Source organism: Mycobacterium sp. NGS69 (assembly GCF_059812165.1).
This window is the reverse complement of sequence record NZ_JCALCD010000003.1, coordinates 301,956-325,989: the sequence shown is the minus strand read 5'-3', so window position 1 is coordinate 325,989 and position 24,034 is coordinate 301,956. Positions and strand designations below refer to the sequence as shown.

Annotated in this window: 21 protein-coding genes; 17 read left to right on the top strand and 4 right to left on the bottom strand. The window is 68.9% G+C overall.

Features of this window, described 5'->3' with window-relative positions:
- The first annotated feature begins 146 nt into the window (after positions 1–146).
- Genes galT through AC5Y2S_RS10825 form a run of 3 tightly spaced genes read left to right on the top strand, consistent with a single transcriptional unit; the run spans position 147 to position 3,081 of the window.
- Positions 147–1,229, top strand: a complete 1,083-nt coding sequence (gene galT / locus AC5Y2S_RS10835) for a galactose-1-phosphate uridylyltransferase (RefSeq protein ID WP_499956156.1) — start codon at positions 147–149, stop codon at positions 1,227–1,229.
- On the top strand, positions 1,226–2,323 hold the full coding sequence (locus tag AC5Y2S_RS10830) for a galactokinase (RefSeq protein ID WP_499956154.1): 1,098 nt from the start codon (positions 1,226–1,228) through the stop codon (positions 2,321–2,323). The genes galT and AC5Y2S_RS10830 overlap by 4 nt, the downstream gene beginning before the upstream one ends.
- Positions 2,320–3,081, top strand: a complete 762-nt coding sequence (locus tag AC5Y2S_RS10825; protein WP_499956152.1) for an enoyl-CoA hydratase — start codon at positions 2,320–2,322, stop codon at positions 3,079–3,081. Before AC5Y2S_RS10830 ends, AC5Y2S_RS10825 begins: the two co-directional genes overlap by 4 nt.
- 4 nt (positions 3,082–3,085) lie before the next feature.
- Here AC5Y2S_RS10825 and AC5Y2S_RS10820 read toward each other — a convergent pair whose 3' ends face one another.
- A complete protein-coding gene (locus AC5Y2S_RS10820; protein WP_499956150.1) occupies positions 3,086–3,571 on the bottom strand; it encodes a hypothetical protein in 486 nt (161 codons plus the stop codon).
- Between the two features lie 76 nt (positions 3,572–3,647).
- On the bottom strand, positions 3,648–4,322 hold the full coding sequence (gene lpqN, locus AC5Y2S_RS10815; protein WP_499956148.1) for an envelope biogenesis lipoprotein LpqN: 675 nt from the start codon (positions 4,320–4,322) through the stop codon (positions 3,648–3,650).
- 154 nt (positions 4,323–4,476) lie between these two features.
- Between lpqN and AC5Y2S_RS10810 the strand changes: the two genes are divergently transcribed.
- The gene (locus AC5Y2S_RS10810) at positions 4,477–7,110 is read left to right on the top strand and encodes a GH92 family glycosyl hydrolase (protein ID WP_499956146.1); all 2,634 of its coding nucleotides are present in this window, start codon (positions 4,477–4,479) and stop codon (positions 7,108–7,110) included.
- Positions 7,111–7,114: 4 nt separating this feature from the next.
- On the opposite strand, the gene AC5Y2S_RS10805 is transcribed toward AC5Y2S_RS10810, so the two are convergent.
- Positions 7,115–9,502 (bottom strand): flippase-like domain-containing protein, encoded by a 2,388-nt coding sequence (locus AC5Y2S_RS10805; RefSeq protein ID WP_499956144.1) that lies wholly within the window; start codon positions 9,500–9,502, stop codon positions 7,115–7,117.
- A gap of 120 nt (positions 9,503–9,622) precedes the next feature.
- Between AC5Y2S_RS10805 and AC5Y2S_RS10800 the strand changes: the two genes are divergently transcribed.
- The 12 genes from AC5Y2S_RS10800 (at position 9,623) to AC5Y2S_RS10745 (ending at position 23,005) form a co-directional block, all read left to right on the top strand.
- On the top strand, positions 9,623–10,573 hold the full coding sequence (locus AC5Y2S_RS10800) for a class I SAM-dependent methyltransferase (protein WP_499901788.1): 951 nt from the start codon (positions 9,623–9,625) through the stop codon (positions 10,571–10,573).
- Between the two features lie 2 nt (positions 10,574–10,575).
- Complete coding sequence (locus AC5Y2S_RS10795) at positions 10,576–11,514, top strand: class I SAM-dependent methyltransferase (RefSeq protein WP_499956142.1); 939 nt, start codon at positions 10,576–10,578, stop codon at positions 11,512–11,514.
- A 59-nt stretch (positions 11,515–11,573) separates the two neighbouring features.
- Positions 11,574–12,749 (top strand): glycoside hydrolase family 76 protein, encoded by a 1,176-nt coding sequence (locus tag AC5Y2S_RS10790; RefSeq protein ID WP_499956141.1) that lies wholly within the window; start codon positions 11,574–11,576, stop codon positions 12,747–12,749.
- 64 nt (positions 12,750–12,813) lie between these two features.
- Positions 12,814–13,536 carry a FadR/GntR family transcriptional regulator gene (locus tag AC5Y2S_RS10785; protein WP_499956139.1) on the top strand — a complete coding sequence of 241 codons (723 nt, stop codon included), beginning with the start codon at positions 12,814–12,816 and terminating at the stop codon, positions 13,534–13,536.
- Positions 13,533–14,330 (top strand): MlaE family ABC transporter permease, encoded by a 798-nt coding sequence (locus AC5Y2S_RS10780; protein WP_499956137.1) that lies wholly within the window; start codon positions 13,533–13,535, stop codon positions 14,328–14,330. The genes AC5Y2S_RS10785 and AC5Y2S_RS10780 overlap by 4 nt, the downstream gene beginning before the upstream one ends.
- A 1-nt stretch (position 14,331) precedes the next feature.
- Positions 14,332–15,201, top strand: a complete 870-nt coding sequence (locus AC5Y2S_RS10775; RefSeq protein WP_499956135.1) for an ABC transporter permease — start codon at positions 14,332–14,334, stop codon at positions 15,199–15,201.
- Between the two features lie 5 nt (positions 15,202–15,206).
- Positions 15,207–16,421: an MCE family protein gene (locus AC5Y2S_RS10770; RefSeq protein WP_499956519.1), complete on the top strand. Its 1,215-nt coding sequence runs from the start codon at positions 15,207–15,209 to the stop codon at positions 16,419–16,421.
- The gene (locus AC5Y2S_RS10765) at positions 16,418–17,449 is read left to right on the top strand and encodes an MCE family protein (RefSeq protein WP_499956134.1); all 1,032 of its coding nucleotides are present in this window, start codon (positions 16,418–16,420) and stop codon (positions 17,447–17,449) included. The genes AC5Y2S_RS10770 and AC5Y2S_RS10765 overlap by 4 nt, the downstream gene beginning before the upstream one ends.
- The gene (locus tag AC5Y2S_RS10760; protein ID WP_499956132.1) at positions 17,446–18,870 is read left to right on the top strand and encodes a virulence factor Mce family protein; all 1,425 of its coding nucleotides are present in this window, start codon (positions 17,446–17,448) and stop codon (positions 18,868–18,870) included. The genes AC5Y2S_RS10765 and AC5Y2S_RS10760 overlap by 4 nt, the downstream gene beginning before the upstream one ends.
- Positions 18,867–20,324, top strand: coding sequence for a virulence factor Mce family protein (locus AC5Y2S_RS10755; RefSeq protein WP_499956131.1), 1,458 nt, complete (start codon positions 18,867–18,869; stop codon positions 20,322–20,324). The genes AC5Y2S_RS10760 and AC5Y2S_RS10755 overlap by 4 nt, the downstream gene beginning before the upstream one ends.
- Entirely contained in the window at positions 20,321–21,463 is a 1,143-nt protein-coding gene (locus AC5Y2S_RS10750; protein WP_499956129.1) for a virulence factor Mce family protein, read from the top strand. Before AC5Y2S_RS10755 ends, AC5Y2S_RS10750 begins: the two co-directional genes overlap by 4 nt.
- Positions 21,464–21,466: 3 nt before the next feature.
- The gene (locus AC5Y2S_RS10745) at positions 21,467–23,005 is read left to right on the top strand and encodes an MCE family protein (protein ID WP_499956127.1); all 1,539 of its coding nucleotides are present in this window, start codon (positions 21,467–21,469) and stop codon (positions 23,003–23,005) included.
- A 4-nt stretch (positions 23,006–23,009) separates the two neighbouring features.
- Here the strand turns inward: AC5Y2S_RS10745 and AC5Y2S_RS10740 are convergent, their stop codons facing one another.
- The gene (locus AC5Y2S_RS10740) at positions 23,010–23,711 is read right to left on the bottom strand and encodes a TVP38/TMEM64 family protein (protein WP_499956126.1); all 702 of its coding nucleotides are present in this window, start codon (positions 23,709–23,711) and stop codon (positions 23,010–23,012) included.
- Between AC5Y2S_RS10740 and AC5Y2S_RS10735 the strand changes: the two genes are divergently transcribed.
- Positions 23,671–24,033: a type II toxin-antitoxin system Phd/YefM family antitoxin gene (locus tag AC5Y2S_RS10735; protein ID WP_499956124.1), complete on the top strand. Its 363-nt coding sequence runs from the start codon at positions 23,671–23,673 to the stop codon at positions 24,031–24,033. The two genes, AC5Y2S_RS10740 and AC5Y2S_RS10735, sit on opposite strands and share 41 nt — an antisense overlap.
- The last annotated feature ends 1 nt before the right edge of the window (position 24,034 follow it).

Below are 24,034 nucleotides of genomic sequence, written 5' to 3'. Positions count from 1 at the left end.
CGGAGCCGCAGCAGGCCGGGATCCGACCCGATCCACCAGTCCCGGGCCCTTTCGTAGAGAACAGTTATGAGGTCCCCCCTCTTGCCGGCGCGACATCACATGGCTACCCGAACCGCGCCGGGCCGCCCAGGCTAGTCTTCGACGTCGTGACAGCGCCTACGCGGGCAACGCTGGCCGACGGCCGGGATCTGCTGTTCTTCGCGCTGCCCGGCCACCGCCCGGCGCCGGTCGAGGACCGCAGGCCGTTGCCGCCGCGCGCCCCCGACCAGTCGCAGCTGCGGTTCGACCGGTCAACGGGGCAATGGGTGATCGTCGCGGCGTTGCGCCAGGACCGCACCTACAAGCCGCCGGCCGACCAGTGCCCGCTGTGTCCGGGACCGACCGGCCTGACCAGCGAGGTGCCCGCCCCGGACTACGACGTCGTGGTTTTCGAAAACCGGTTCCCGAGCCTGTCGGGCGGGGGGCGGCCCGTGGGTGCGCCCGACGGGGACGGCTTCGTGTCGGCACCGGGCAGCGGCCGCTGCGAGGTGATCTGCTTTTCCAGTGACCACACCGGGTCGTTCGCGGAGCTGGAACCCGCGCACGCCCGCCTCGTCGTCGAGGCGTGGCGGCACCGCACCGCGGACCTGCTGGCCGCGCCGGGCATCGAGCAGGTGTTCTGTTTCGAAAACCGCGGCGAGGAAATCGGCGTGACGCTTACCCACCCGCACGGTCAGATCTACGGCTACCCGTTCCTGGCGCCGCGAACCGCCGGCATGCTGGCGCAGGCGGGCGAGCATCGAATGCGCCACGGCTCCAACCTCTTTGCCGACCTGCTGGAGCGCGAGGTCGCCGACGGCTCTCGCATCGTCGCGCGCACCGAGCTGTTCACGGCGTTCGTGCCGTTCGCGGCGCGCTGGCCGGTCGAGGTGCACATCTACCCGAACAGGTTCGTGCACAACCTCGTCGAGCTCCGCGAGGACGAGCTGGACGCGTTCGCACGCATCTACCTCGACGTGCTGGGCCGGTTCGACCGGATGTATTCGGCCCCACTGCCCTACATTTCGGCGCTGCACCAGTTCGCCGGCACCGACGCCCAGGCCGACGGCTACTTTCACGTCGAGCTGATGTCGATCCGGCGCAGCGCGACCAAGCTCAAGTATCTGGCCGCCTCCGAATCGGCGATGGACGCGTTCATCAGCGACGTCACGCCCGAGGCCGTGGCCGCGCGGCTGCGGGAGCTCGGATGACGGTCCGCTACGCCGCGCCCGGGCGGGTCAACCTGATCGGGGAGCACACCGACTACAACCTCGGGTTCGCGCTGCCCATCGCGCTGCCGCAGCGCACCGTGGTGACGTTCGCGCCCGACCGCACCGATGCGATCACCGTGCACAGCCTGCGCGCGCAGGGCGCGGTTCGGTTTCCGCTCGACACCGTTCCCGGCCAGGTGGAGGGCTGGGCCGCCTACGTCGCCGGGGTGGTGTGGGCGTTGCGTCAAACCGGCCAACCGATACCCGGCGGCACGATGTCGATCACCAGCGAGGTGGAGATGGGATCGGGCCTGTCCTCCTCGGCGGCACTGGAATGCGCGGTCCTGGGAGCGCTCGCGGCGGCCGCGGGTATGCGCATCGACGAAAAAGAGCAGGCGCGGCTGGCCCAGCGCGCCGAGAACGATTATGTCGGCGCCCCAACGGGTTTGCTCGACCAGCTGGCCTCGCTGTTCGGGGAACCGTCGACGGCGCTGCTGATCGACTTTCGCGACCTCAGCGTCACGCCGGTGGCCTTCGACCCGGAAGCGTCCGGGGTCACCCTGCTGCTGATCGACTCCAGGTCCCGGCACACTCACGCCGGCGGCGAATACGCCGCCCGCCGCAAATCGTGCGAGCGCGCGGCCGCCGACCTGCGGGCGTCGTCGCTGCGGGAAGTCTGGGACCGGGGGCGCGCGGAGCTGGACGCGGTCGGCAACCCGATCGATGCCCGCCGCGCCCGCCACGTCCTCACCGAGAACGGCAGGGTGCTGGATTTCGTTGCGGCATTGCGCGATTCGGATTTCGTCGAAGCCGGCCACATCCTGACGTCGTCGCACGTCTCCATGCGCGACGACTTTCAAATCACCACCGAACACATCGATCTGATCGCCGATACCGCGGTGGACGCCGGCGCCTTGGGCGCGCGGATGACCGGCGGCGGATTCGGCGGCTCCGTGATCGCGTTGGTGCCGGACCGCCGGGCCGACGCGGTCGCCGATGCGGTGCGACGGACGGCGCTCGCGGCGGGTCACCCGCGGCCGATCATCACCCGAACCCGCGCGGGCGCGGGCGCGGGGCTCGAGGACGGCCCATGACCCAGCCTCTGGCGTCGGCCGACCACGACGGTGTTCGGGTGCTGACCCTCAACCGGCCCGACGCTCGTAACGCCTTGAGCCGCAGCCTCGTTGAGTCGCTGTTCGACGCACTGTGCGCCGCCGACGACGACGACGGCGTGCTCGTCGTGGTGCTGACCGGGGCCGACCCCGCCTTCTGCGCGGGAGTCGATCTGAAGGAAGCCGCGCGCATGGGCCGGGACTACTTCGAGGTGTACGAGTCACACAACTGCGTGACCCGTGTCGGCCAGATGCGCACTCCGGTGATCGGCGCCGTCAACGGCCCGGTGTTCACCGGCGGTCTCGAGATAGCGCTCGGTTGCGACTTCCTGATCGCCTCCGAGCGCGCCATCTTCGGCGACACCCACGCGCACGTGGGCATCCTGCCCGGCGGGGGCATGACCGCCCGACTGCCGCAACTCGTCGGCGCGGCGATGGCCCGCCGCATGTCGATGACCGGTGAAATCGTCGACGCCCGCCGGGCCGAGCAAATCGGCCTGGTCACCGAGGTCGTCGCCCACGCCGACTTGATGCCCCGTGCGCTCGAGCTCGCCGCCCAAATCGCCGCCGTGGCACCGATGACCATGCGAGGGCTGAAGGAGATCTATCGGCGCGGGTCGGCGGCGGTCATCGAACCCGCGCTTGCCGCCGAACAAATCATCGCCGGCTCGCAAGCGCCCGCCGAAGATCTCGACCAGGCCTACCGCAGAGTGACCGAGCTCAATCGCCGACAGCGGTGACCCGTTAGCCGGCCGGCGTGAACTTGACGGCGCCCAGGTGCATCCGGTCGACGGCTTCGGCGAACTCCTCGCGGCTCGGAATCCGCTGGTCGCGGAACTTCAGTCCGATCATTCGCTGCGCGCGCTGCACTCCGTAGGACTCCGCGCAGCGGTGGAAAAGGTCGGAGACGATGGTGCGGTCGCGGATCAGCTCGCCGCGCATGGCCGTCGTCTTGCCGTCGTAGACGACGCTGGCGGCCGCGCCGCCGCGGAAGTTCTGCTTCCACGGGGCGCCGGTCAACGCGTACAGATCATGGTCGATCACGTGGGCGCTCACGGGAATTGTGAACGGCCGCCCCGTCTTCCGCCCGGTGAAGCTCAACACCATCAGCTGCTTGCGTGCCGGTCCGGCGAGCGGGGTGCGGAGCAGGAACCCGAGCACCGGGTTGACGAGACGCAGTAGTGCCGACGGCGGATGTCCGGCGTCTATCGCATGCGACTGTTCTGGCATGCCAACACCGTAAGGCCAATCGGGCGCCGCGGCGTAGCGGGTTCACCGCCGCGGCGCCCCGAAAGGCAGCCGACGATCAGGGGGTGATGGTCGTTTGGTCGTCGATGATGTTGGCGGCCTCCATCAGCGGCGCCTCATCGGCCTGCAGCGCATCGGCGTTGAGCTGCAGCACGAACACCGCGCCCTGGCTGGGAATCACCACCGTCTTCTGCGCGACGGCCCGGGTCTTGCCGTCCTTCTGGTACGAGCCCTTGATCTGCCAGGCCTGAAAACCCCCGAGCGTCGAGGCCCGGCCGTTGCCGGTGCCCTGATAGCCGGGCAGTCCCAGTAGCTCGTTGGGGGCGTACTGGATGATCTTCGCCGGGTCGACGTCACCGGTCAGTTTCGAGTAAAGCGCCGAGATGGTGGGGGGATCGGACGGATTGGACGGTTGCGCCATGACGATGCCGCCATAGGACGTGCCGGCGTTCTGGTTGAGCTGCCAGCCCGCGGGCACCGGCAGGTCGACGTTGGGTCCGGGATCGCCGTGGTGCACCGGGGTCTCCGTGATGTGGCTGTCCCGAATGTAGTCGGCGATCGTCGGGCCGCCCTGCGCGCTCGGCGTTGCGGAGGTTGTCGACGTGGACGTGGACGTCGAGGTGGATGTCGAGGTGGATGCCGATGTCGACGGTGCTGACTTGTTGCTGGAGCCGCACGCCACGAGCGCCAGACTCAGCGCCACGGTAACCGTTGCTGCGGTCAAGTGTTTCATCAATCAAATCTCCCCAACCTAGGGCCGGCACCAGCGCCAGCCACGAGGAATGAGACTAGCCGACGAACGTGGCAAACGTTGCTAGTGGATTTCCCGAAATCCCGGCATCGCCGAAATAACGCGCGAAGAGGCGGTTATGCAGTAGAGAACAGCTATGCGGTCACGCAGGGCCCTCATCGCGGTGGTCGCGGCGGGCGCCGTCTTCCTGACGTTCGTCGCGGCGGCCCCGCCGATCGCCTACGACGGTGAGCCGCCGCTCGTGACCAATCCCGTCGACCACGTCGACACGCTCATCGGCACAGGCACCGGCGGTGAGACGGTGGGGGAGATCAACGGCTTTCCCGGCGCCTCCGCGCCGTTCGGAATGGTGCAGTACTCGCCGGACACGGTCGGCAATTACGCCGGCTACAACTACGACAACCCGCGCGCCACCGGGTTCAGCATGACGCACGCCTCGGTGGGCTGCCCCGCGTTCGGCGACATCTCGATGCTGCCGACCACGACCCCGATCGGCGGGCAGCCGTGGAACGCCTGGGAACGGATCGCCCACGACGACACCGAGCAAGGCGCGCCGGGTTACTACACGGTGCGGTTTCCCGGGACCGGCGTGAGCGCCGAACTCACCGCCACCACCCGCACCGGCGTCGGGCGCTTCCGCTATCCGCGCAACGGCCGGCCCGCGCTGTTCCACGTGCGCTCCGGCGCGTCGCTGGCGGGCAATTCGCGCGCCGCCATCGAGATCGGCGAGGACAACACCACGATCACCGGGTGGGCGACCAGCGGCGGATTCTGCGGCAAGAGGAACACCTACACGGTGTATTTCGCCATGAAGTTCAGCCGGCCGTTCGTCTCCTACGGCGCCTGGGACGGCTATTCCGTCTACGCCGGCGCCCGCACCGCGGTGTCGCCCTACAGCGGGGGCTACGTGGAATTCCCGCCCGGGGCGGTGCTCGAGGTGCGGACCGCGATCTCCTACGTCGGCATCGACGGCGCGCGCGCGAACCTGGCGGCCGAGGGCAACGCGAGCTTCGACGACGTACGCGCCGCCGCGGTATCGAACTGGAATGCCACGCTGTCGTGCATCGCGGTGGCCGGCCGGAAGGTGGGCAACCTGGACGCCTTCTACACCTCGCTGTACCGGTCGCTGCTGCACCCCAACACGTTCAACGACGCCGACGGGCGCTACATCGGTTTCGACGGCGTCATTCACACCGTCGAGAAGGGACATACCCAGTACGCCAACTTCTCCGACTGGGACACCTACCGGAGCCTGGCTGCCCTGCAGGGACTGCTCTTCCCCAAGCAGGCCAGCGACATGGCCCAATCGCTGGTCAACGACGCCGAGCAGAGCGGATCGTTTCCGCGTTGGGCGCTGGCGAATTCGGCGACCGGCGAGATGAGCGGGGACAACGTGGTTCCGCTCATCGCGAACCTGTACGCCTTCGGCGCCAAGGACTTCGACGTCCACACGGCATTGCGCTACATGGTGAACGCGGCGACGAAAGGCGGCGCCGGGCTGGGCCGCTACGTGGAGCGGCCGGGCATCGCGACCTACCTCGGGTTGGGCTACGCGCCCTACACCGTCGAGTTCGGCGGCGGCTGGATCTCTGACGCCTCCATCACCCTGGAGTGGTCGGTCGACGACTTCGCCATCTCCCGATTCGCCGAATCGCTGGGCGACACGGCGACCGCCGCCGAATTCCAGATCCGCGCGCAGTACTGGCAGAACCTGTTCAATCCCAGCACCCGCTACATCTCCCCCCGCAGCACGATGGGGTACTTCCGCGATGGCCCCGGATTCGTGGATTCCCCTTCGGGTTTCGGCCAGGAAGGGTACGACGAGGGCAACGCCGAGCAGTACGTGTGGTGGGTGCCGCAGAACATCGCCGGCCTGGTGACGGCTCTCGGCGGCCGCGCCGCGGTCGTCGCCCGTCTCGACCGGTTCACCGAGAAGCTCAACGAGGGTCCCAACGAGCCGTATCTCTGGGCCGGCAACGAACCGGGCTTCGGGGTGCCCTGGCTGTACAACTACGTCGGCCAGCCCTGGAAGACTCAGCTCACGGTCGACCGGGTCCGCGGGCTGTTCGGCCCGAGGCCCGACGGCGCGCCGGGCAACGACGACCTCGGGGCGCTGTCCAGCTGGTACGTGTGGGCCGCCCTCGGCCTGTATCCGAGCACTCCGGGGACGCCGATCCTCACCGTTGCCACACCGCTGTTCGACCGGGCCGTAATCACCCTTCCCCAAGGCGGATCCATCCGGATCTCCGCCCCCGGCGCATCCGGGCCGCACCATTTGCGCTACATCAGCGGCCTGTCCGTCGACGGGGAGGCCACGGACCGCACGTGGCTCCCGGAACGGGTCGTCCGCGCCGGCGGCGATCTGAAGTTTTCGCTGGCCGCCTACCCGGACAAGTCCTGGGGCACCGCCGAGGACTCCGCGCCGCCGTCATTCGGCGCGGGAAGCTCGGCTGTCACCGTCAACGTCACGCGGCCCATCGTCACGATCGCGCCCGGGCATGCCGGCACCGTGAAGGTCGACCTGCAACGGATGGTCGACGGCGTCGACGGCTTCCGCATCACCGGCACGTCCTCCGACGCAGGGGTCACGGTGGCGCCCGCGTCCGGGAAGTTCGGCGCCGACGGGGCGGCCACCGTGGACGTCGGGGTCACCGTGGCGCAGTCGGTGCCCGACGCGTACTACGCGCTGTTCCTGAGCACCGCGGCCGGCGAAACCGTGCGGGGCTCAATCGTTTTCGTCGCCGTTCGCAGCGGACCCGACGAGCCCTGAGGCCTCAGATCATCTCGTTCTCGGTCAGCCACCGCATCACCGGCCAGCCGGCGAACACGGGGAGCCAGCAGGTGAGCACGCGATACAGCAGCACCGACGGCACGCCGACGGCCGCGGGTATCCCGAACGCGGCCAGCCCACCGATCAGGGCGGCCTCCACGGCGCCGACACCGCCGGGCGTCGGCGCGGCCGAGGCCAGCGTCCCGCCGACCATCGTCACCACCGTGCAGGTGACGAACGAGGCGCCGCCGCCGAAGGCTTCGACGCTGGTCCACAGCGCCAGCGCCGCACCGAGAGTCGTCCCGGCGCAACCGAGCACGATCAACCCCAGTCGTTTGGGTTCCCGGGCCACCTCGACGAGGTCGCCGCCGAGCTCTTTCAGCCTTGGGCGCAGGTCCGTGGCCAGCCACCGCCGCAGCCTCGGCACCAACAGTAAGGTGCCGACGCCGCCCAGCGCGACACCCGCGATCAGGTACAGCACCGTGGCGCTCGGGACGTAGTGCGACAGGTCCATCTGCGCGCCCGCGACGGTGGTGAACAGGATCAGCAAGACCAGGTGCATGATCACCTGCACCGCTTGCTGCAGCGCCACCGCGGTCGTGGCCCGCACCGCGGACAGCCCTCCGCCCTTCTGCAGATACCGCGTGCTGAGCGCGAGCCCGCCGACCCCGGCGGGCGTGGTGGTCGCGGCGAAAGTGTTGGCCACCTGGGCTATCGACAGCTTCCAGAAGACCACCGATTCGTCGGCGCTCGCCCACAGGGCGGCGGCCGCGCCCACATACGTCAGCGCCGATATCAGCAAGCCCAGCAGCGCCCACCACCAGTTCGCCCGGCTCACTTGGGAAACGAACGTCGGCACGGTGCTGATGAACGGGTACGCGACATATACGAGCGCGACCAGCAGCACCAGCTGGATGACCTGCCTGCGGGTGAACCGGGTGATCGTTTCGGTCTTGATCTGATCGGCACCGGTCTGCCGCTTCACCTCCGCGCGGGCGCCGGAGATCACGGCGCCGGCATCGGCGATCGATCGCCGGAGTGGTTTGGGCATCGCCGATTTCGTGAGCCGGCGCGAAGCGCTCAGCACGGTGTCCTTGCCGAACGCATCGATCGCGGCGCCCACCGCCGACTCCGCGTCGTACAGCGCCGACGTCGTCACCAGCAGTTGGGCGATGTCGGACTGGAGTTGGGTCTCGGTGGCGCCGTACTCGGCGTTGCCGAACCCGCCGAACAGCACCCGGCCGTCGTCGACCGTGATCGTCGTCGCGCGCAGGTCGCCGTGGGAGATCTGGTTGTCGTTGAGGATTCGCAGCGACTCCCACGCGCGTCCGACCGGAGTTGTCAAGGCGCATCGCTCGAGCGGTGTTCCCCGAACGGTCCTGTGCGCGTACAACATCCAGCCCCGGTCAAGGGGGGCGACGGCGACCGTCGTCGTGTTGGCGACGCCGATGTCGCCGACGGCGATGGCCATCAGCGCGCGATGTTCGACGGCGCGGCGCATCGACGCGACCAGGGGAGCGGTCTCTCGGGCCCGCAGCCGAAGTTTGCGCCACAGCTGAAGCAATGCGCCGCCGCTGCGTTGATGCGGGCCGTACAACTCGATCAACGCGTGGTCGGAGGGCGGATCGGAATCCACGCACGCGGCCGACAACACGAGCGGCCCAGGCCCGGCGGGCCGAACCACCTGAAGCGCGGAGACGACGCATCCGCGCTTGGCCAGCGCGCGCACCGTGCCCTCCAGCGGCACCTCGAGCGCGGGGGTGCCGACGACCAGCACCACCAGCGCGCCGACGAACCACCCGACCGCAAGTCCGAGCAAGGTGCGCGCCGGCACGATGGCGCTGATGAACAGGTGAATCGGCACGAAGGCCAGCAGCAGCGTCCACCACCAGTGCCGCCAGCGCGCGGGCAGCCAGGGACCCGACACGGTCAGGACGGCCGCGAGCAGAGCGATCCAGCGCGGGTCGTCCAGGATCTGGGCCAGCACGGTCTGCGGTCGATCGGTGAGGTCGAAATGCCATCGCGGCGCGGAGATGCCGTTGCCGCCGATGGACAGCGGAAGCACCGCCAGCAGCCCCGCGGCCGCGTAGGCGCCGAGCATTTTCCACTGGCGGCCCGCGATCAACCCGATCAGGATCGCGAACGGCAACGCCAGGATCGCGATGCCGTACACCAGGTAGACGAGATCGGACTGGGTGGGGGTCAGCACCCCGACGATCTCCGATATCGACTTCTCCAGCGCGACCCACTGCGGGCGGGTGATCAGCGAACCGGCGATCACGATCGCGAAGAACACCACCGTCGCGCCGAGCCGGAGGATGTCGTTGGTCCGCCGGTTCAGCGGTTGCAGCAAGTTGCCCGAAACGCTGATCTCGCGCCCGTCAACCCGCATGTCGAGACCTTAACCGGATACTTGCCGGTCAGGGCGCAGGAACCTGACGGACAGGTTGTTCACATGCGGCGCGCGTAGGGTCGATTCGTAGCCGTGCTAGCGAATTGGAGGGGACCGGACGTGGCCAGAACCGACAACGACACCTGGGAGATCACGGAGAGCGTGGGCGCCACCGCGCTGGGCGTCGCGGCCGCCCGCGCGGCGGAAACCGAGAGCGAAAACCCGCTGATCAGCGACCCGTTCGCGCGCGTCTTCCTCGACGCCGCCGGCGAGGGCATGTGGAACTGGTTCGCCGCGCCGGACCTGCCCGCCGAGATCACCGACGCGGAGCCCGACCTGCTGCCGCGCATGCGCGGAATGGTCGGGTACATGGCGGCCCGGACGGCGTTCTTCGACCAGTTCTTCTTGGACGCCACCCGGGCCGGCGTGCCCCAGGTGGTGATCCTGGCGGCCGGCTTGGACTCGCGGGCGTGGCGGCTGCCCTGGCCGGACGGCACCACGGTGTTCGAGCTCGACCAGCCCCGCGTGCTGGAGTTCAAGGCCGCGACGTTGGCCGAGCACGGCGCGCAGCCGACGTGCAACCTGGTGCACGTCCCGATCGACCTGCGCCACGATTGGCCGGACGCGTTGCGGGAGGCAGGTTTTGACGCCGCCGCGCCGAGCGCCTGGTCGGCCGAGGGGCTGCTGCCGTTCCTGCCGGCGGTGGCGCAGGAGCTGCTCTTCGAGCGGGTCCATGCGCTCGGCACGCCCGGCAGCCGGATCGCCGTGGAGGCGCCCGGCCCGGGCTTCATGGACCAGGCCGCCCGCGACAGGCAGCGCCAGACCATGCAGCGGGTGCGCGAGCTGATGGCCAGGCTGCAGCCCGAACGCGACATCCCCGAAGTCCAGGACCTGTGGTACTTCGAGGAGCGCGAGGACGTCGGCGATTGGCTGCGCCGGCACGGCTGGGACGTGACGGTGACGCCGGCCGCGGAGCTGATGGCCCGCTACGATCGCAGGCCCCCCGAGGGCATCGAGGACGCCGTCCCGCGAGCCTTGTTCGTGTCGGCACAGCGGACCGAGGGGAACTGAGCGTGGCCAGAACCGACGACGACACCTGGGAGATCACCGAAAGCGTCGGGGCCACCGCCCTGGGCGTGGCCTCGGCGCGCGCCATGGAAACCGAGAGCGAGAACCCGTTGATCAGCGACCCGTTCGCGCGGGTCTTCCTCGACGCCGCCGGTGACGGGCTGTGGAATTGGTACTCCGCGTCGCAGCTGCCCGCCGAGGTCCTTGCGGCCGAGCCGACTCTGCGGTTGCAGATGAAGGCGATGGTCGGCTACATGGCTTGCCGTACGGCGTTTTTCGACCAGTACTTCGTCGACGCGAGCGAGGCGGGCATCCGCCAGGCGGTGATCCTGGCGGCGGGTTTGGACTCGCGGGCGTGGCGGCTGCCCTGGCCGGACGGTGTCACGGTGTACGAGCTCGACCAGCCGCGGGTGCTGGAGTTCAAATCGTCGACACTGGACGCCCACGGGGCGCAGCCCGCCTGCAACCGGGTGGCCGTCCCGGTGGACCTGCGTCAGGACTGGCCGACGGCGTTGCGGCAGGCGGGTTTTGACGCCTCGGCGCCCAGCGCCTGGTCGGCCGAGGGCCTGATGCCCTATCTGCCCGCCGCGGGCCAGGACCTGTTGTTCGAACGCGTCGACGGGCTTGCCGTCCCCGGCAGCCGGGTCGCCGTGGAAGCGCTGGGCCCGAAGTTCCTCGACCCGGAGTTCCGCGCCAACCGCCGCGCGCGCATGGAGCGGATCCGCGCCCTGGTCACCAAACTGGACCCGCAGCGCCAGATCCCCAACAACGAGGAGTTGTTCTACTTCGAGGAGCGCGCAGAGGTCGGTGACTGGTTCGGCCGCCACGGCTGGGCCGTGATGGTGCAGTCGGCCGGCGAGCTGATGGCCGAGTACGGTCGCCGAGCCCCGAAAGAGGTCGAGGACCAGGTTCCGGGGAATCTGTTCGTGACTGCACGGCGATAAAATCAGCTGCACGGTTTCCGGCCCCGGCGATCGTTGTCAGCGAAGGGGAACTCGAGCGGATGGATCGCCCGAACAAGGGGATCGGCCGGCGCGATGTGCTTTTCGCGATCGCGGGCGCCTTCGCGCTCACCGCGGTGATACAGCCGACGCAGGCGGTGGCGATTACGGAGAAGTCGTCCCTCGGCCCGGTGGGGCTCGCGGAGCGGGCGGACCTGGCGGAGCGGGCGGTCATGGCGCGGCACGTTCACCCGCTCTGGTGGCACCCCGGGGTGCAACTTGGCACGCTGCACTGGCCGTCGTCGCTGTTCGACCGATTGTTGTTGGCGCGCTGGTGTTACTGGTGGCAGGCCCACCTGCTGGACTGCGCGGTGGATGCCGCCTACCGCGCACGCACCCCCGAACGCGTCGACCGGATCGGCGCCATCGCGCGCGGCATTCACACCCGCAATCTCACCGGCTGGACCAACGCGTACTACGACGACATGTCTTGGCTGGTGCTGGCGCTCGAACGCGCCGACAGGCTGCTCGGCGTCCGGTTCGACAATGCCGTTCCCAAGCTGCGGACCGCCCTGCTTGACGGCTGGAATCCGGCCGTCCGCGCGGTGCCCTGGAAGCTCGGCCACGATTACTACAGCACCTCCGCGATCGGTCCGACCGGCATCGCGCTGGCGCGCCTGGGCGAACTGTCCCGCGCCGAACGACTCGCCGATTACCTGCACACCCGGCTGCGCGACACCGAAAGCGGCCTCATCTTTGACGGCGTGCACGAACCCGGCGGGCCGGTGAACCGCTCCCTGATGACCTACTGTCAGGGCGTGGCCATCGGCCTGGAGACCGAATTGGCCCTGCGCACAAACGATTCGAGCCATCGCGACCGCGCGGCGGCGCTCGTCGCCGCCACCGCCGACAGGCTCGCCGACGCGGGCGTGATCACCGGAGCCGCCGGGAACGACTCCGGGCTGTTCATGGGCATCCTCGCCAGATATCTCGCCCAGACCGCGCTGGCCCTGGGCGACACCACCGCCGCCCGGCTCGTGCACGCCTCCGCGCGGGCGGCCTGGGACAACCGCGCCGAGGTGGACGGGCTGCCGCTGTTCGGTGCGCATTGGGCTCGCCCGGTCACCGCGCCCTCGTTGCTGGCGTCGTCGCCGAACCAGAGCCACGATCTCTCGGTACACCTGAGCGGGTGGATGCTCCTCGAGGCGGACTACCAGCTCACCTCCGCCGGGCACTGAGCCACAGCCCGACACACTGGTCTGACCACTTGACGTCTGACCTCCGACCAATCACACTTCACCCATGGCGCTGCAGCCGGTGATCCGCCGATCGGTGCCCGAAGAGGTGTTCGAGCAGATCGCGACCGACGTGCTCAGCGGCGAGATGCAGCCCGGCGAGGCGTTGCCCAGCGAACGGCGGTTGGCCGAGGTTTTCGGGGTATCTCGGCCGGCCGTTCGCGAGGCGCTCAAGCGCCTTTCGGCGGCCAGCCTGGTCGAGGTGCGCCAGGGTGGCGTCACGACCGTGCGTGACTTCCGGCGGCACGCCGGCCTCGACCTGCTGCCGCGCTTGCTGTTTCGCAACGGCGAGCTCGACCTCGCCGTCTTCCACAGCATGCTGGAGGCCCGGCTGCGCATCGGCCCGAAGGTCGCCGAGTTGGCGGCCGAACAACGCGGGCCCGAATTGGCCGCTTCGCTCGAGGACTCCCTGCGGGTCCTCGAGGGCCGCCAAGACCCGGTCGAGTGGCAACGCGCCACGCTCGCGTTCTGGGATCACGTGGTCGACGGCGCCGGCTCGATCGTGTTCCGGTTGATGTACAACGCTTTTCGCGCCGCGTACGAGCCGGCGCTGGACGCCCTGGCCGCCGCCATGACGAGCGAGGTCAAACGTCCGGACGGCTACCGGAAATTGGCCGATGCGATCCGTGCCGGCGATCCGGCCGCGGCGAAGAAGGCCGCCCAGGACATGCTGGAACTCGCCAACACCTCGATGACGGCCGCGCTCGACCGCCGGGGGAAGAGTCGATGAGCACCCACACCGTGATCACCGCCTACCTGCGGGGCCAGGTTCAGCCCGGCATCGACGCGATCGGCGGTTTCTTCCGCACCTGCGTCCTGACCGGAAAGGCCCTGTTCCGGCGTCCCTTTCAGTGGCGCGAGACGATCGAGCAGGGCTGGTTCATCACCAGCGTCTCGCTCCTGCCCACGCTCGCGGTCTCGATCCCGCTGACCGTGCTCATCATCTTCACTCTCAACATCCTGCTGGCGGAGTTCGGCGCCGCCGACATCTCCGGCGCGGGTGCGGCGCTCGGCGCGGTCACACAGCTGGGGCCGCTGACCACCGTCCTGGTGATCGCCGGCGCCGGGTCCACCGCGATCTGCGCCGACCTGGGCGCCCGCACCATCCGCGAGGAGATCGACGCGCTGGAGGTGCTCGGCATCGACCCGATCCACCGGCTGGTGGTGCCCCGCGTCGTCGCCGCCACCATCGTCGCCACCCTGCTCAACGGCGCCGTGATCACCATCGGCCTGGTCGGCGGATTCATTTTCGGCGTTTACATCCAACACATTTCGGCCGGCGCCTACGTCGGCACCCTCACCCTGATCACCGGCCTGCCCGAGGTGGTGATCTCGGTGGTCAAGTCGGCCACGTTCGGAACCATCGCCGGCCTGGTCGGCTGCTATCGCGGCCTGACCACGAAGGGCGGGCCCAAGGGCGTCGGAACCGCGGTGAACGAGACGCTGGTGTTGTGCGTGATCGCGCTGTTCGCGGTCAACGTGGTGCTGACCACGATCGGCGTGCGGTTCGGGACGGGGCGCTGACGTGTCGACCGCAGCGGTGTTCCGGTCCCGCTACCCGCGGACCGCCGCCAACCTCAACCGCTACGGCGGCGGCGCGCCCCGAAGGCTCTGGCAAATCGGGGTTTTCGCGAGGTTCACCCGGATCAGCGTCGGGGAGATCGGGTGGGCGTTGCGCCACTATCGGCGGGAGACGCTGCGGCTCATCGCCGAGATCGGCATGGGCACCGGCGCGATGGCCGTGGTCGGCGGCACGGTCGCGATCATCGGCTTCGTCACCCTGTCCGGCGGTTCGCTGATCGCCATCCAGGGCTTCGCGTCGCTGGGCAACATCGGCGTCGAGGCGTTCACCGGATTCTTTGCCGCACTGGCGAACACCCGCATCGCCGCGCCCATCGTCGCCGGGGTCACGCTCGCCGCCACGGTCGGCGCCGGCGCCACCGCCCAGCTGGGCGCCATGCGGATCAGTGAGGAGATCGACGCGCTGGAAGTCATGGGCATCAAGTCGATCTCATTCCTGGTCTCCACCCGGATTCTGGGCGGGCTGGCGGTGATCGTGCCGCTCTACGCCCTCGCGCTGGACATGGCGTTCACGTCGGGTCAGGTCGTCACGACGGTGTTCTACGGCCAGTCGAACGGCACCTACGAGCACTACTTCCGCACCTTCCTGCGACCCGAGGACGTGGGCTGGTCGGTGGTGGAGGTCGTCATCATCGCGGTCGTCGTGATGATCACCCACTGCTACTACGGCTACACCGCCAGCGGCGGCCCGGTCGGCGTCGGCCAGGCCGTGGGCCGATCGATGCGATTCTCACTCGTCTCGGTGGTGGTTGTCGTCCTGCTGGCCCAGTTGGCGCTCTACGGCGTCGACCCCAACTTCAACCTCACGGTGTGACGGCCATGACGGCACCGGCGACGCGGAAGAACCGACGGGCGTGGGTGTACGTCGAGGGTCTGATCCTGGTGGCGGCCTGCGGGCTGGTACTTGCGCTGGTGTACTTGCAGTTTCGGGGCGACTTCACCCCCAAGACCCAGCTGACGATGGTGGCCTCGCGGGCCGGCCTGGTGATGGAAACGGGATCGAAGGTCACCTACAACGGGGTGGAGGTCGGCCGGGTGTCGCACATCTCGGAGATCCAGCGCGACGGCCGGCCGGCGGCCAAGCTGGTGTTGGACGTGAATCCCCGCTACCTCAACCTGATTCCGGCCAACGTGGTGGCCAACATCGAGGCGGCCACCCTGTTCGGCAACAAGTACGTGTCGCTGACCTCACCGGAGGACCCCGCGCCGCGGCGAATCTCGCCGCACGACGTGATCGACGTGCGGTCGGTCACCACCGAATTCAACACGCTGTTCGAGACGGTCACCTCGATATCCGAGAAGGTGGATCCGATCGAACTGAACGCGACGCTGTCCGCGCTGGCGCAGGCGCTGGACGGCCTCGGGGCCAAGTTCGGCCAGTCGATCGTCAACGGCAACGAGATTCTGGCGCAACTCAATCCGCGGATGCCGCAGATCCGGTACGACGTGCGCCGGTTGGCCGACCTGGCCGACGTCTACACCGGCGCCTCACCCGATCTGTGGGACTTCCTGCGTAACGCGGTGACCATCGCGCGCACGCTGACCAGGCAGCAGGGCGACCTGGACGCCGCGCTACTGGCGGCGGTGGGAGTGGGCGGCACCGGCGAGGAGGTCTTCGCCAAGGGCGGGCCGTACCTGGCGCGCGGGGCCGCCGACCTCGTGCCCACCGCGGAACTGCTGGACACCTACAGCCCCGAAATGTTCTGCACGATCCGCAATTTTCACGACGCCGCGCCCGAGGTCGCCAAAGCGGCCGGCGGCAACGGCTATTCGCTGTCGGCCGCCGGATCGCTCATCGGGGCGCCCAACCCCTACGTCTATCCGGACAACCTGCCGCGGGTCAACGCCCGCGGCGGACCCGGGGGCAGGCCGGGCTGCTGGCAGAAGATCACCCGGGACCTGTGGCCGGCCCCGTATCTGGTGATGGACACCGGCGCCAGCCTGGTGCCCTACAACCACCTCGAGCTCGGCCAGCCGCTGGCGACCGAATACGTCTGGGGCCGCCAATACGGGGAGAACACGATCAACCCATGAGAACCACCGGCACAGCGGTCAAACTCGGCGTCTTCTGGTTGGTGCTGGCGATGTTCACCGTGATGATCATCGTCGTGTTCGGCCAGGTGCGATTCGGCCACACCACCGGGTACTCCGCGGTGTTCAGCGACGCGGGCGGGCTTCGGGCCGGGCAGTTCGTCCGCGCGTCGGGGGTCGAGGTCGGCAAGGTCTCCAAGGTGACGTTGATCGACCGGGACGCGCGAGTGTTGGTGGAGTTCAACGTGGATCGCTCGCTGCCGCTCGATCGGGCCACGACCGCGTCGATCCGCTACCTCAACCTGATCGGCGACCGCTACCTGGAGCTCAAACACGGCGACAGCGGACAGCGGCTGGCACCCGGTGGCACGATCCCGATCGAGCACACCCAACCGGCGTTGGATCTCGACGCTTTGATTGGCGGGTTCCGTCCGCTTTTCAAGGCGCTGGACCCGAACAAGGTCAACAGCATTGCGCAGTCGATCATCACCGTGTTCCAGGGCCAGGGCGCCACCATCAACGACATCCTCGACCAGACCGCCGCGCTGACCGCGGCGCTGGCCGACCGCGACAAGGCGATCGGTGAGGTCGTCACCAACCTCAACACCGTGCTCGCCACCACCGTCAAGCATCAGAAGGACTTCGACCGAACGGTCGACAACTTGGACCTGCTGATCACCGGGCTGAAAAACCGGGCCGACCCGCTGGCCGCGGCGGCGGCGCACATCAGCGACGCCGCCGGAACCCTGGCCGACCTGCTGGGTGAGGACCGGCCACTGCTGCACGGCACCCTCGAGCGCCTCGAGGGCATCCAGCAACCGCTCATCAACGACCTGCCCACCCTCGACGGTGTGCTGGCCAAGCTGCCGAACGCTTTTCGCGTCATCGGCCGCGCCGGCGGCATCTACGGCGACTTCTACAACTTCTACCTGTGCGATATCGCGATCAAGGTCAACGGCTTACAGCCCGGTGGTCCGGTGCGCACCATCAAGCTCTTCGGCCAGCCCACCGGGAGGTGCACGCCGCAATGAGAACGCTGACGGAGTTCAACCGCACCCGCGTCGGACTGATGGGCGCGCTGGTCACGCTGCTGGTCGTCGGAGTGGGCCAGAGCTTCACCAGCGTGCCGATGCTGTTCGCCACGCCCACCTACTACGCCCAATTCGCCGACACCGGCGGCATCAGCGCCGGCGACAAGGTCGAGATCGCCGGGGTGAACGTCGGACTGGTGCGCTCGCTGGCGATCCACGGCAACCGGGTCCTGATCGGCTTCTCGATGCCCGGCCGGACGATCGGGCGGCAGAGCCGCGCCGCGATCCGCACCGACACCCTGCTCGGCCGCAAGAACATGGCGATCGAAAACCGTGGGGCGGATCCGTTGCGGCCCAACGACGTTATCCCGTCGGGGCAGACGACCACGCCCTACCAGATCTACGACGCGTTCGTCGACGTCACGAAGGCCGCGACGGACTGGGACATCGACGCCGTCAAACGGTCGCTGAACGTCTTGTCCGAGACGTTCGATCAGACCGCGCCGCACCTGAGCGCCGCCCTTGACGGGGTGGCCAAGTTCTCCGACACCGTCGGCAGGCGCGACGATCAGATCAAGCAACTGCTGGCCAACGCGAGCAAGCTCACCCGCGTACTCGGCGACCGCAGCCAGCAGGTCGACGGGCTGTTGGTCAACGCCAAGACCCTGCTGGGTGCGTTCCGGCAGCGCAGCCAGGCGCTGAGCATCCTGCTGAGCAACGTGTCGGCCGTCTCGACGCAGGTGTCCGCCCTGATCGACGAAAACCCGAACGCCCACCGCGTGCTGGAGCAATTGGGCACAGTCAGCGACGAATTGGTCAAACGCAAAAAGGAATTGGCCGATGTGCTGGTACTGCTCAGCCGATACACCGCATCCCTGACCGAGGCCGTCGCGTCCGGGCCGTACTTCAAGGCGATCGTGGCGAACCTGCTGCCCTACCAAATCCTTCAGCCGTGGGTGGACGCCGCATTCAAGAAGCGGGGCATCGACCCGGAGAACTTCTGGCGCGGCGCCGGCCTGCCGGAGTTCCGCTGGCCCGACCCCAACGGCAGCCGGTTCCCCAACGGCGCCCCGCCGCCGGCGCCGCCGGTGCTGGAGGGCACGCCCGACCATCCGCAACCGGCCGTCCCGCCGGGATCGCCGTGTTCGTACGCCCCGGCCGCCGACAGCCCGCCGCGGCCCGGAAACCCGTTGCCGTGCGCGCTTTCCGAGCAAGGCCCGTTCGGTCCGGTCGTCGGCGGGTTCCCGGCGCCGCTGGACGTTCAGGCGTCGCCGCCGAACCCCGACGGCCCGCCGCCCGCACCCGGTATCCCGAGCGCGGGCCGGCCGGGACAGGCGCCGCCGACCGTCCCCGGCACCCCGGCGCCGCTGCCGACACACGCACCACCCGGCGCGCGCACCGAAGGGACGGGGGACCGATGAGCACCATCTTCGACATCCGCAGCCTGCGCCTGCCGAAAGTGTCCGGGCGGGCGGCGGTGGTGGCGGCGCTGGCGGCGGTCTTCGTGTTCATCGCCGCCGTCGCCGGGGCGCAGCTCTACCGCAGGCTGACCAACACGACCGTCGTCGCGTACTTCCCCGAGACCCTCGCGCTGTACCCGGGCGACAAAGTTCAGATCATGGGTGTGCGCGTCGGCTCGATCGACAAGATCGAGCCGGACGGCGACAGGATGCGAGTCACGTTGCACTACAACAACGAATTCAAGGTGCCCGCCGAGGCCGCCGCATCGATCCTGAACCCCAGCCTGGTCGCGTCGCGCACCATCCAGCTGTCACCGCCCTACACCGACGGACCGACGCTGCGCGACGGCGACATCATCCCGATCGAGCACACCCGGGTGCCCGTCGAGTGGGACCAGCTGCGCGACTCCATCAACGGCATCCTGCGTCAGCTCGGCCCGACACCCCAGCAACCGAGGGGACCGTTCGGCGACATCATCGAATCGGCCGCGGACAACCTGTCCGGAAAAGGCAAGCAGGTCAACGAAACCCTGAACAGCTTGTCGCGGGCGCTGACCGCGCTCAACGAGGGCCGAGGCGACTTCGTCGCGATCACCCGAAGCCTGGCGCAGTTCGTCACCGCGCTGTACCAGAACGACCAACAGTTCGTCGCGCTCAACGACGACCTCGCCGAGTTCACCGGCTGGTTCACCAAATCCGACCACGACGTGTCCGACACGGTCACCCGCCTCGACGACGTGCTCACCACCGCCCGAAAATTCGTGAACGACAACAGGTCCGCGCTGAGCCACGACGTCAACAACCTCGCGGACGCCACGACCACGCTCCTGCAACCCGAGGCGCGGGACGGCCTGGAGACCGCGCTGCACGTGTTGCCCACCTTCGCCGGTAACTTCAACAACCTCTACCACCCCGCGCACAGCTCGCTGGTGGGCTTGTTCGAGTTCACCAACTTCGCCAACCCGATTCAGTTCATCTGCAGTGCGATCCAGGCCGGCAGCCGGCTGGGCTACCAGGACTCCGCCGAGCTGTGCGCGCAGTATCTGGCGCCGGTGTTGGACGCCATCAAGTTCAACTACCTGCCGGTCGGCCTGAACCCGTTCAACTCGGCGGCCACCCTGCCCAAGGAGGTGGCGTACTCCGAGGAGCGGCTGCGACCGCCGCCCGGATACAAGGACACCACCGTCCCGGGGATCTTCTCGCGCGACACCCCGTTTTCGCACGGCAACCACGAACCGGGCTGGGTCGTCGCGCCCGGCATGCAGGGAACCCGGGTGCAGCCGTTCACGGCCGACATGCTGACCCCCGAATCGCTGGCCGAGCTGATGGGCGGCCCCGACGCCGGGCCCCCGCCGCCGGGAACCAATCTGCCCGGACCGCCCAACGCGTACGACGAGTCGGGGCCGGGCCAGTGAGCGCGCTTCGCCGCGGGCTGGTGTTGCTGCTCGCCCTGCTGCTGGTCCCCGTCGTGCTGACGTCGTGCACCTGGCAGGGCATCGCCAACGTGCCGTTGCCCGTCGGGCGCGGCACCGGGGCCGACCGGCTGACAATCTACGTGCAAATGCCGGATACGCTGGCGCTCAACACCAACAGCCGGGTGCGGGTCGCCGACGTATGGGTCGGAACGGTGCGCGCCATCGCGCTGAAGAACTGGATCGCCACCCTGACGCTCGACCTCGATCCGGGCGTGAAGCTGCCGGCCAACGCGACCGCCAAGATCGGCCAGACGAGCCTGCTCGGCACCCAGCACGTCGAGCTCGCCCCGCCGAAAAACCCGTCGGCGCAGCCGTTGAGGAGCGGTGACACCATCGCCCTGAAGAACTCCTCGGCCTACCCCACCGTCGAGCGGACGCTGGCGAGCGTCGCGGTCATCCTCAATGGCGGCGGTCTGGCCAACCTCGACGCGATCCAGACCGAGGTGGTCAACATCCTCGACGGGCACGCCGGCCAAGTTCGCGAATTGCTCACGCGGCTGGACGCATTCGTCGCCGAGCTGAATCGCCAACGAGACGACCTCGTCCGGGCGATCGATTCGACCAATCAGCTGCTGACGATCGTCGCGAACCGCGACGACACGCTGGACCGGGTCCTCACCGAGATCCCGCCGCTGATCCAGCATTTCGCCGACACCCGCAATCTGTTCGCCGACGCCACCGAATCCCTCGGGCGGTTCAGCGACGTCGCCAACCGGGCGCTGGCGGATGCCCGCCCCAACCTCAACCGGAGCCTGCAGTTGCTGCAGCGACCGCTCAGCCAGCTCGCCCTGGCTTCGCCCTACGTGGTAGGAGCGCTGAAACTGGGCCTCACGGCGCCGTTCAACATCGACCACATCACGCAGGTGATCCGCGGTGACTACGTCAATCTGTCGCCCGTGCTCGACCTGACGCTGTCCAGTCTCGACAACGCGATGCTCAGCGGAACCGGCTTTTCCGGGGCCTTGCGCGCGCTCGAGCAGGCGTGGGGACGGGACCCGAACACCATGATCCCGGACGTGCGCTACACGCCCAACCCCAACGACGCCCCGGGCGGGCCGCTGGTGGAAAGGGGCGAATGAAAGATGTTGCCCCGCATCTTCAAAACCCAACTGGTCGTGTTGACGGGAGTGGCGGTGGCCGCCGTCGTGGTGCTCGGGTGGTACTACCTGCGGATCCCCAGCCTCGCCGGCCTCGACCGCTACACCGTCTACGCCGAGCTGCCGCAGTCCGGTGGGCTGTATCGCACGGCGAACGTCACCTATCGAGGCATCACCATCGGCAAGGTCACCGGCGTCGAACCGACGGCGCGGGGGGCGCGGGCGACCATGAGCGTCGACAACCGTTTCCAGATACCGGCCGACGCGTCGGCCAATGTGCACTCGGTCTCCGCGATCGGCGAGCAGTACATCGACCTGGTGTCGACGGCCAACCGCGGGCCTTACCTGCGAAACGGACAGACGATCACCAAAAGCACCGTCCCCAGCCAGATCGGCCCAGCGCTCGATGCCGCCAACCGCGCGTTGGCAGTGCTGCCCAAGGAGAAGGTCGCCTCGGTCCTCTACGAAGCGTCACAGGCGCTGGGCGGGCTGGGGCCGTCGCTGCAGCGGCTGGTGGATGCCACCCAGGCGATCGCCCACGACTTCCGGGGCAGCATCGGCGACGTCGACGACATCATCGCGCGTTCGGCGCCGATCATCGACAGCCAGGCCGATTCCGCCGACACGATCCGGCGGTGGGCCGCCAACCTGAACACCCTGACCGCGCAGGCCGCACAGCAGGATCAGGCGGTGCGACGCATCCTGGCCAATGCGGCGCCGACCGCCGAGCAGGTGAACGCCACGTTCGGCGACGTGCGGGAGGCGCTGCCGCAGACGCTGGCCAATCTCGAGGTCGTGATCGACATGCTCAAGCGCTATCACAACGGTGTCGAGCAGGCGTTGGTGTTCTTGCCGCAGTCGGGTGCCATCGCCCAGTCTGTGACCGCGAACTCGCCCGGCCAGGCGGCGCTCGGCGTCGGCGCCATCGCGCTCAACCAGCCGCCGCCATGCCTGACCGGCTTCCTGTCCGCGTCGGAGTGGCGCGCGCCGGCCGACACCAGCAGCGCGCCGCTACCGGCCGGCACCTACTGCAAGATGCCTATGGACGCTACGAATGCGGTTCGCGGAGCGCGCAATTACCCGTGCGTGGACGTGCCCGGCAAGCGGGCGGCGACCCCCCGGGAGTGCCGCAGCACCGAGCCGTACGTGCCGCTGGGCACCAACCCCTGGTACGGGGACCCCAACCAGATCCTCACCTGCCCGGCGCCGGGCGCGCGCTGCGACCAACCGGTGAAACCGGGTCAGGTGATCCCGGCTCCGTCGGTCGACAACGGCCTCAACCCGCTGCCCGCCGACCAGCTCCCGGGTACCCCGCCGCCGGTCAGCGATCCGCTGCAGCGGCCGGGCTCGGGCACGGTCCAGTGCATCGGGCAGCAGCCCAACCCGTGCTTCTACACCCCGAGCGCGCTTTACGACGTGCGAAGCGGCAAGGTCGTCGGGCCCGACGGTGTGGTGTATTCCGTTGCGAATTCGGCCAATATCGGCGACGAGGGGTGGCAGCAGATGCTCGGACCGGCGGGCTGAAACACTATCTCTTTTCGTCGGCGCCTCCCCGGGCATGCGCCCGCCATTTCCGGAAGCCGTGCCGCGCCGCGAACGCGCCGACGATGGCGCTCACGCACCACACCGCGATCGCCGCGTACGCCAGCGGCGACGACAGGTTCCTGATGGAGGCGCCCAGCGCGGTGTAGGCGAAAGCCCGTGGCGCCGAACCGATCAGCGAGCCGACCGCCATCTGCCACAACGGAACTCCGAAAGCCCCGAACGCGTAGGAGGCAAGTGCGTCGGAGATGCCCGGGACGAATCGCTGACCCACGACGGCCCACAGCCCGCCCCGTTCGATCAGCGCGTCGATGCGGTCGGCGCGATCGCGCCCCAGCAGCGCCCGGGCGCTGTCCCGGCCGGCCCGGCGGCCGACGCGATTCGCGACCATCGCGGTGCCCACCGCCGCGCCCAGCGTCACGAAGACCCCCAGCAGCGGGCCGAACAGTATCCCGCTGCCCGCCGCCAGAATCGAGCCCGGCACGAACAGCGCGCCAAGGACCGCCGACACCACGACATACGCCAGCGGCGCCGCCGGGCCCGTCGCGGCGACCGCGCGCCGGATCTCGTCGATGTCGATGACCCGCGCCACGGCCACCAGGTAGAACATCGCGGCCAGGAAAGCGGCGAACACCGCGAGCCGCGCGATGTGGCGGCGCCGGGATGTCGGTAGGGAACTGTCGACCATGGTGACTGCGATTGTTCCGCACCGGCGGTGGCGCGTGCGACCGGCGGCACCGGTGGTAGCAGTTCTGCTACATGGGTGCATGGCGACGATTCCACAAAAGGAACTTCGCAATAACGTCGGCGAGGTGCTGCGCCGGGCGGAAGCGGGCGAGGAGATCACGATAACGGTTGCCGGCCGGCCGGTGGCCCAGCGTGGCCCCGCCGCGCAAAGGCGATGGGTCGGCGGGCCGGCATTGCGCGCAGTCTGGCGTGCTCCGGTCCCGAAAACCCTTGGGGCGGACCTTGAGCGGTTTCCCGCTTCGATTGCCGACCCGTTCGAGTAGC

What these genes read in the sequence shown, in the direction of transcription:
- AC5Y2S_RS10740 (WP_499956126.1), bottom strand. Translation starts at nt 23,711, where the DNA reads ATGGTCGACAGTTCCCTACCGACATCCCGGCGCCGCCACATCGCGCGG.
- AC5Y2S_RS10780 (WP_499956137.1), top strand. Translation starts at nt 13,533, where the DNA reads ATGAGCACCCACACCGTGATCACCGCCTACCTGCGGGGCCAGGTTCAG.
- AC5Y2S_RS10755 (WP_499956131.1), top strand. Translation starts at nt 18,867, where the DNA reads ATGAGCACCATCTTCGACATCCGCAGCCTGCGCCTGCCGAAAGTGTCC.
- AC5Y2S_RS10830 (WP_499956154.1), top strand. Translation starts at nt 1,226, where the DNA reads ATGACGGTCCGCTACGCCGCGCCCGGGCGGGTCAACCTGATCGGGGAG.
- AC5Y2S_RS10785 (WP_499956139.1), top strand. Translation starts at nt 12,814, where the DNA reads ATGGCGCTGCAGCCGGTGATCCGCCGATCGGTGCCCGAAGAGGTGTTC.
- AC5Y2S_RS10790 (WP_499956141.1), top strand. Translation starts at nt 11,574, where the DNA reads ATGGATCGCCCGAACAAGGGGATCGGCCGGCGCGATGTGCTTTTCGCG.
- AC5Y2S_RS10805 (WP_499956144.1), bottom strand. Translation starts at nt 9,502, where the DNA reads ATGCGGGTTGACGGGCGCGAGATCAGCGTTTCGGGCAACTTGCTGCAA.
- AC5Y2S_RS10735 (WP_499956124.1), top strand. Translation starts at nt 23,671, where the DNA reads ATGTGGCGGCGCCGGGATGTCGGTAGGGAACTGTCGACCATGGTGACT.
- AC5Y2S_RS10765 (WP_499956134.1), top strand. Translation starts at nt 16,418, where the DNA reads ATGAGAACCACCGGCACAGCGGTCAAACTCGGCGTCTTCTGGTTGGTG.
- AC5Y2S_RS10820 (WP_499956150.1), bottom strand. Translation starts at nt 3,571, where the DNA reads ATGCCAGAACAGTCGCATGCGATAGACGCCGGACATCCGCCGTCGGCA.
- AC5Y2S_RS10760 (WP_499956132.1), top strand. Translation starts at nt 17,446, where the DNA reads ATGAGAACGCTGACGGAGTTCAACCGCACCCGCGTCGGACTGATGGGC.
- AC5Y2S_RS10825 (WP_499956152.1), top strand. Translation starts at nt 2,320, where the DNA reads ATGACCCAGCCTCTGGCGTCGGCCGACCACGACGGTGTTCGGGTGCTG.
- AC5Y2S_RS10745 (WP_499956127.1), top strand. Translation starts at nt 21,467, where the DNA reads ATGTTGCCCCGCATCTTCAAAACCCAACTGGTCGTGTTGACGGGAGTG.
- lpqN (WP_499956148.1), bottom strand. Translation starts at nt 4,322, where the DNA reads ATGAAACACTTGACCGCAGCAACGGTTACCGTGGCGCTGAGTCTGGCG.
- AC5Y2S_RS10810 (WP_499956146.1), top strand. Translation starts at nt 4,477, where the DNA reads ATGCGGTCACGCAGGGCCCTCATCGCGGTGGTCGCGGCGGGCGCCGTC.
- AC5Y2S_RS10770 (WP_499956519.1), top strand. Translation starts at nt 15,207, where the DNA reads ATGACGGCACCGGCGACGCGGAAGAACCGACGGGCGTGGGTGTACGTC.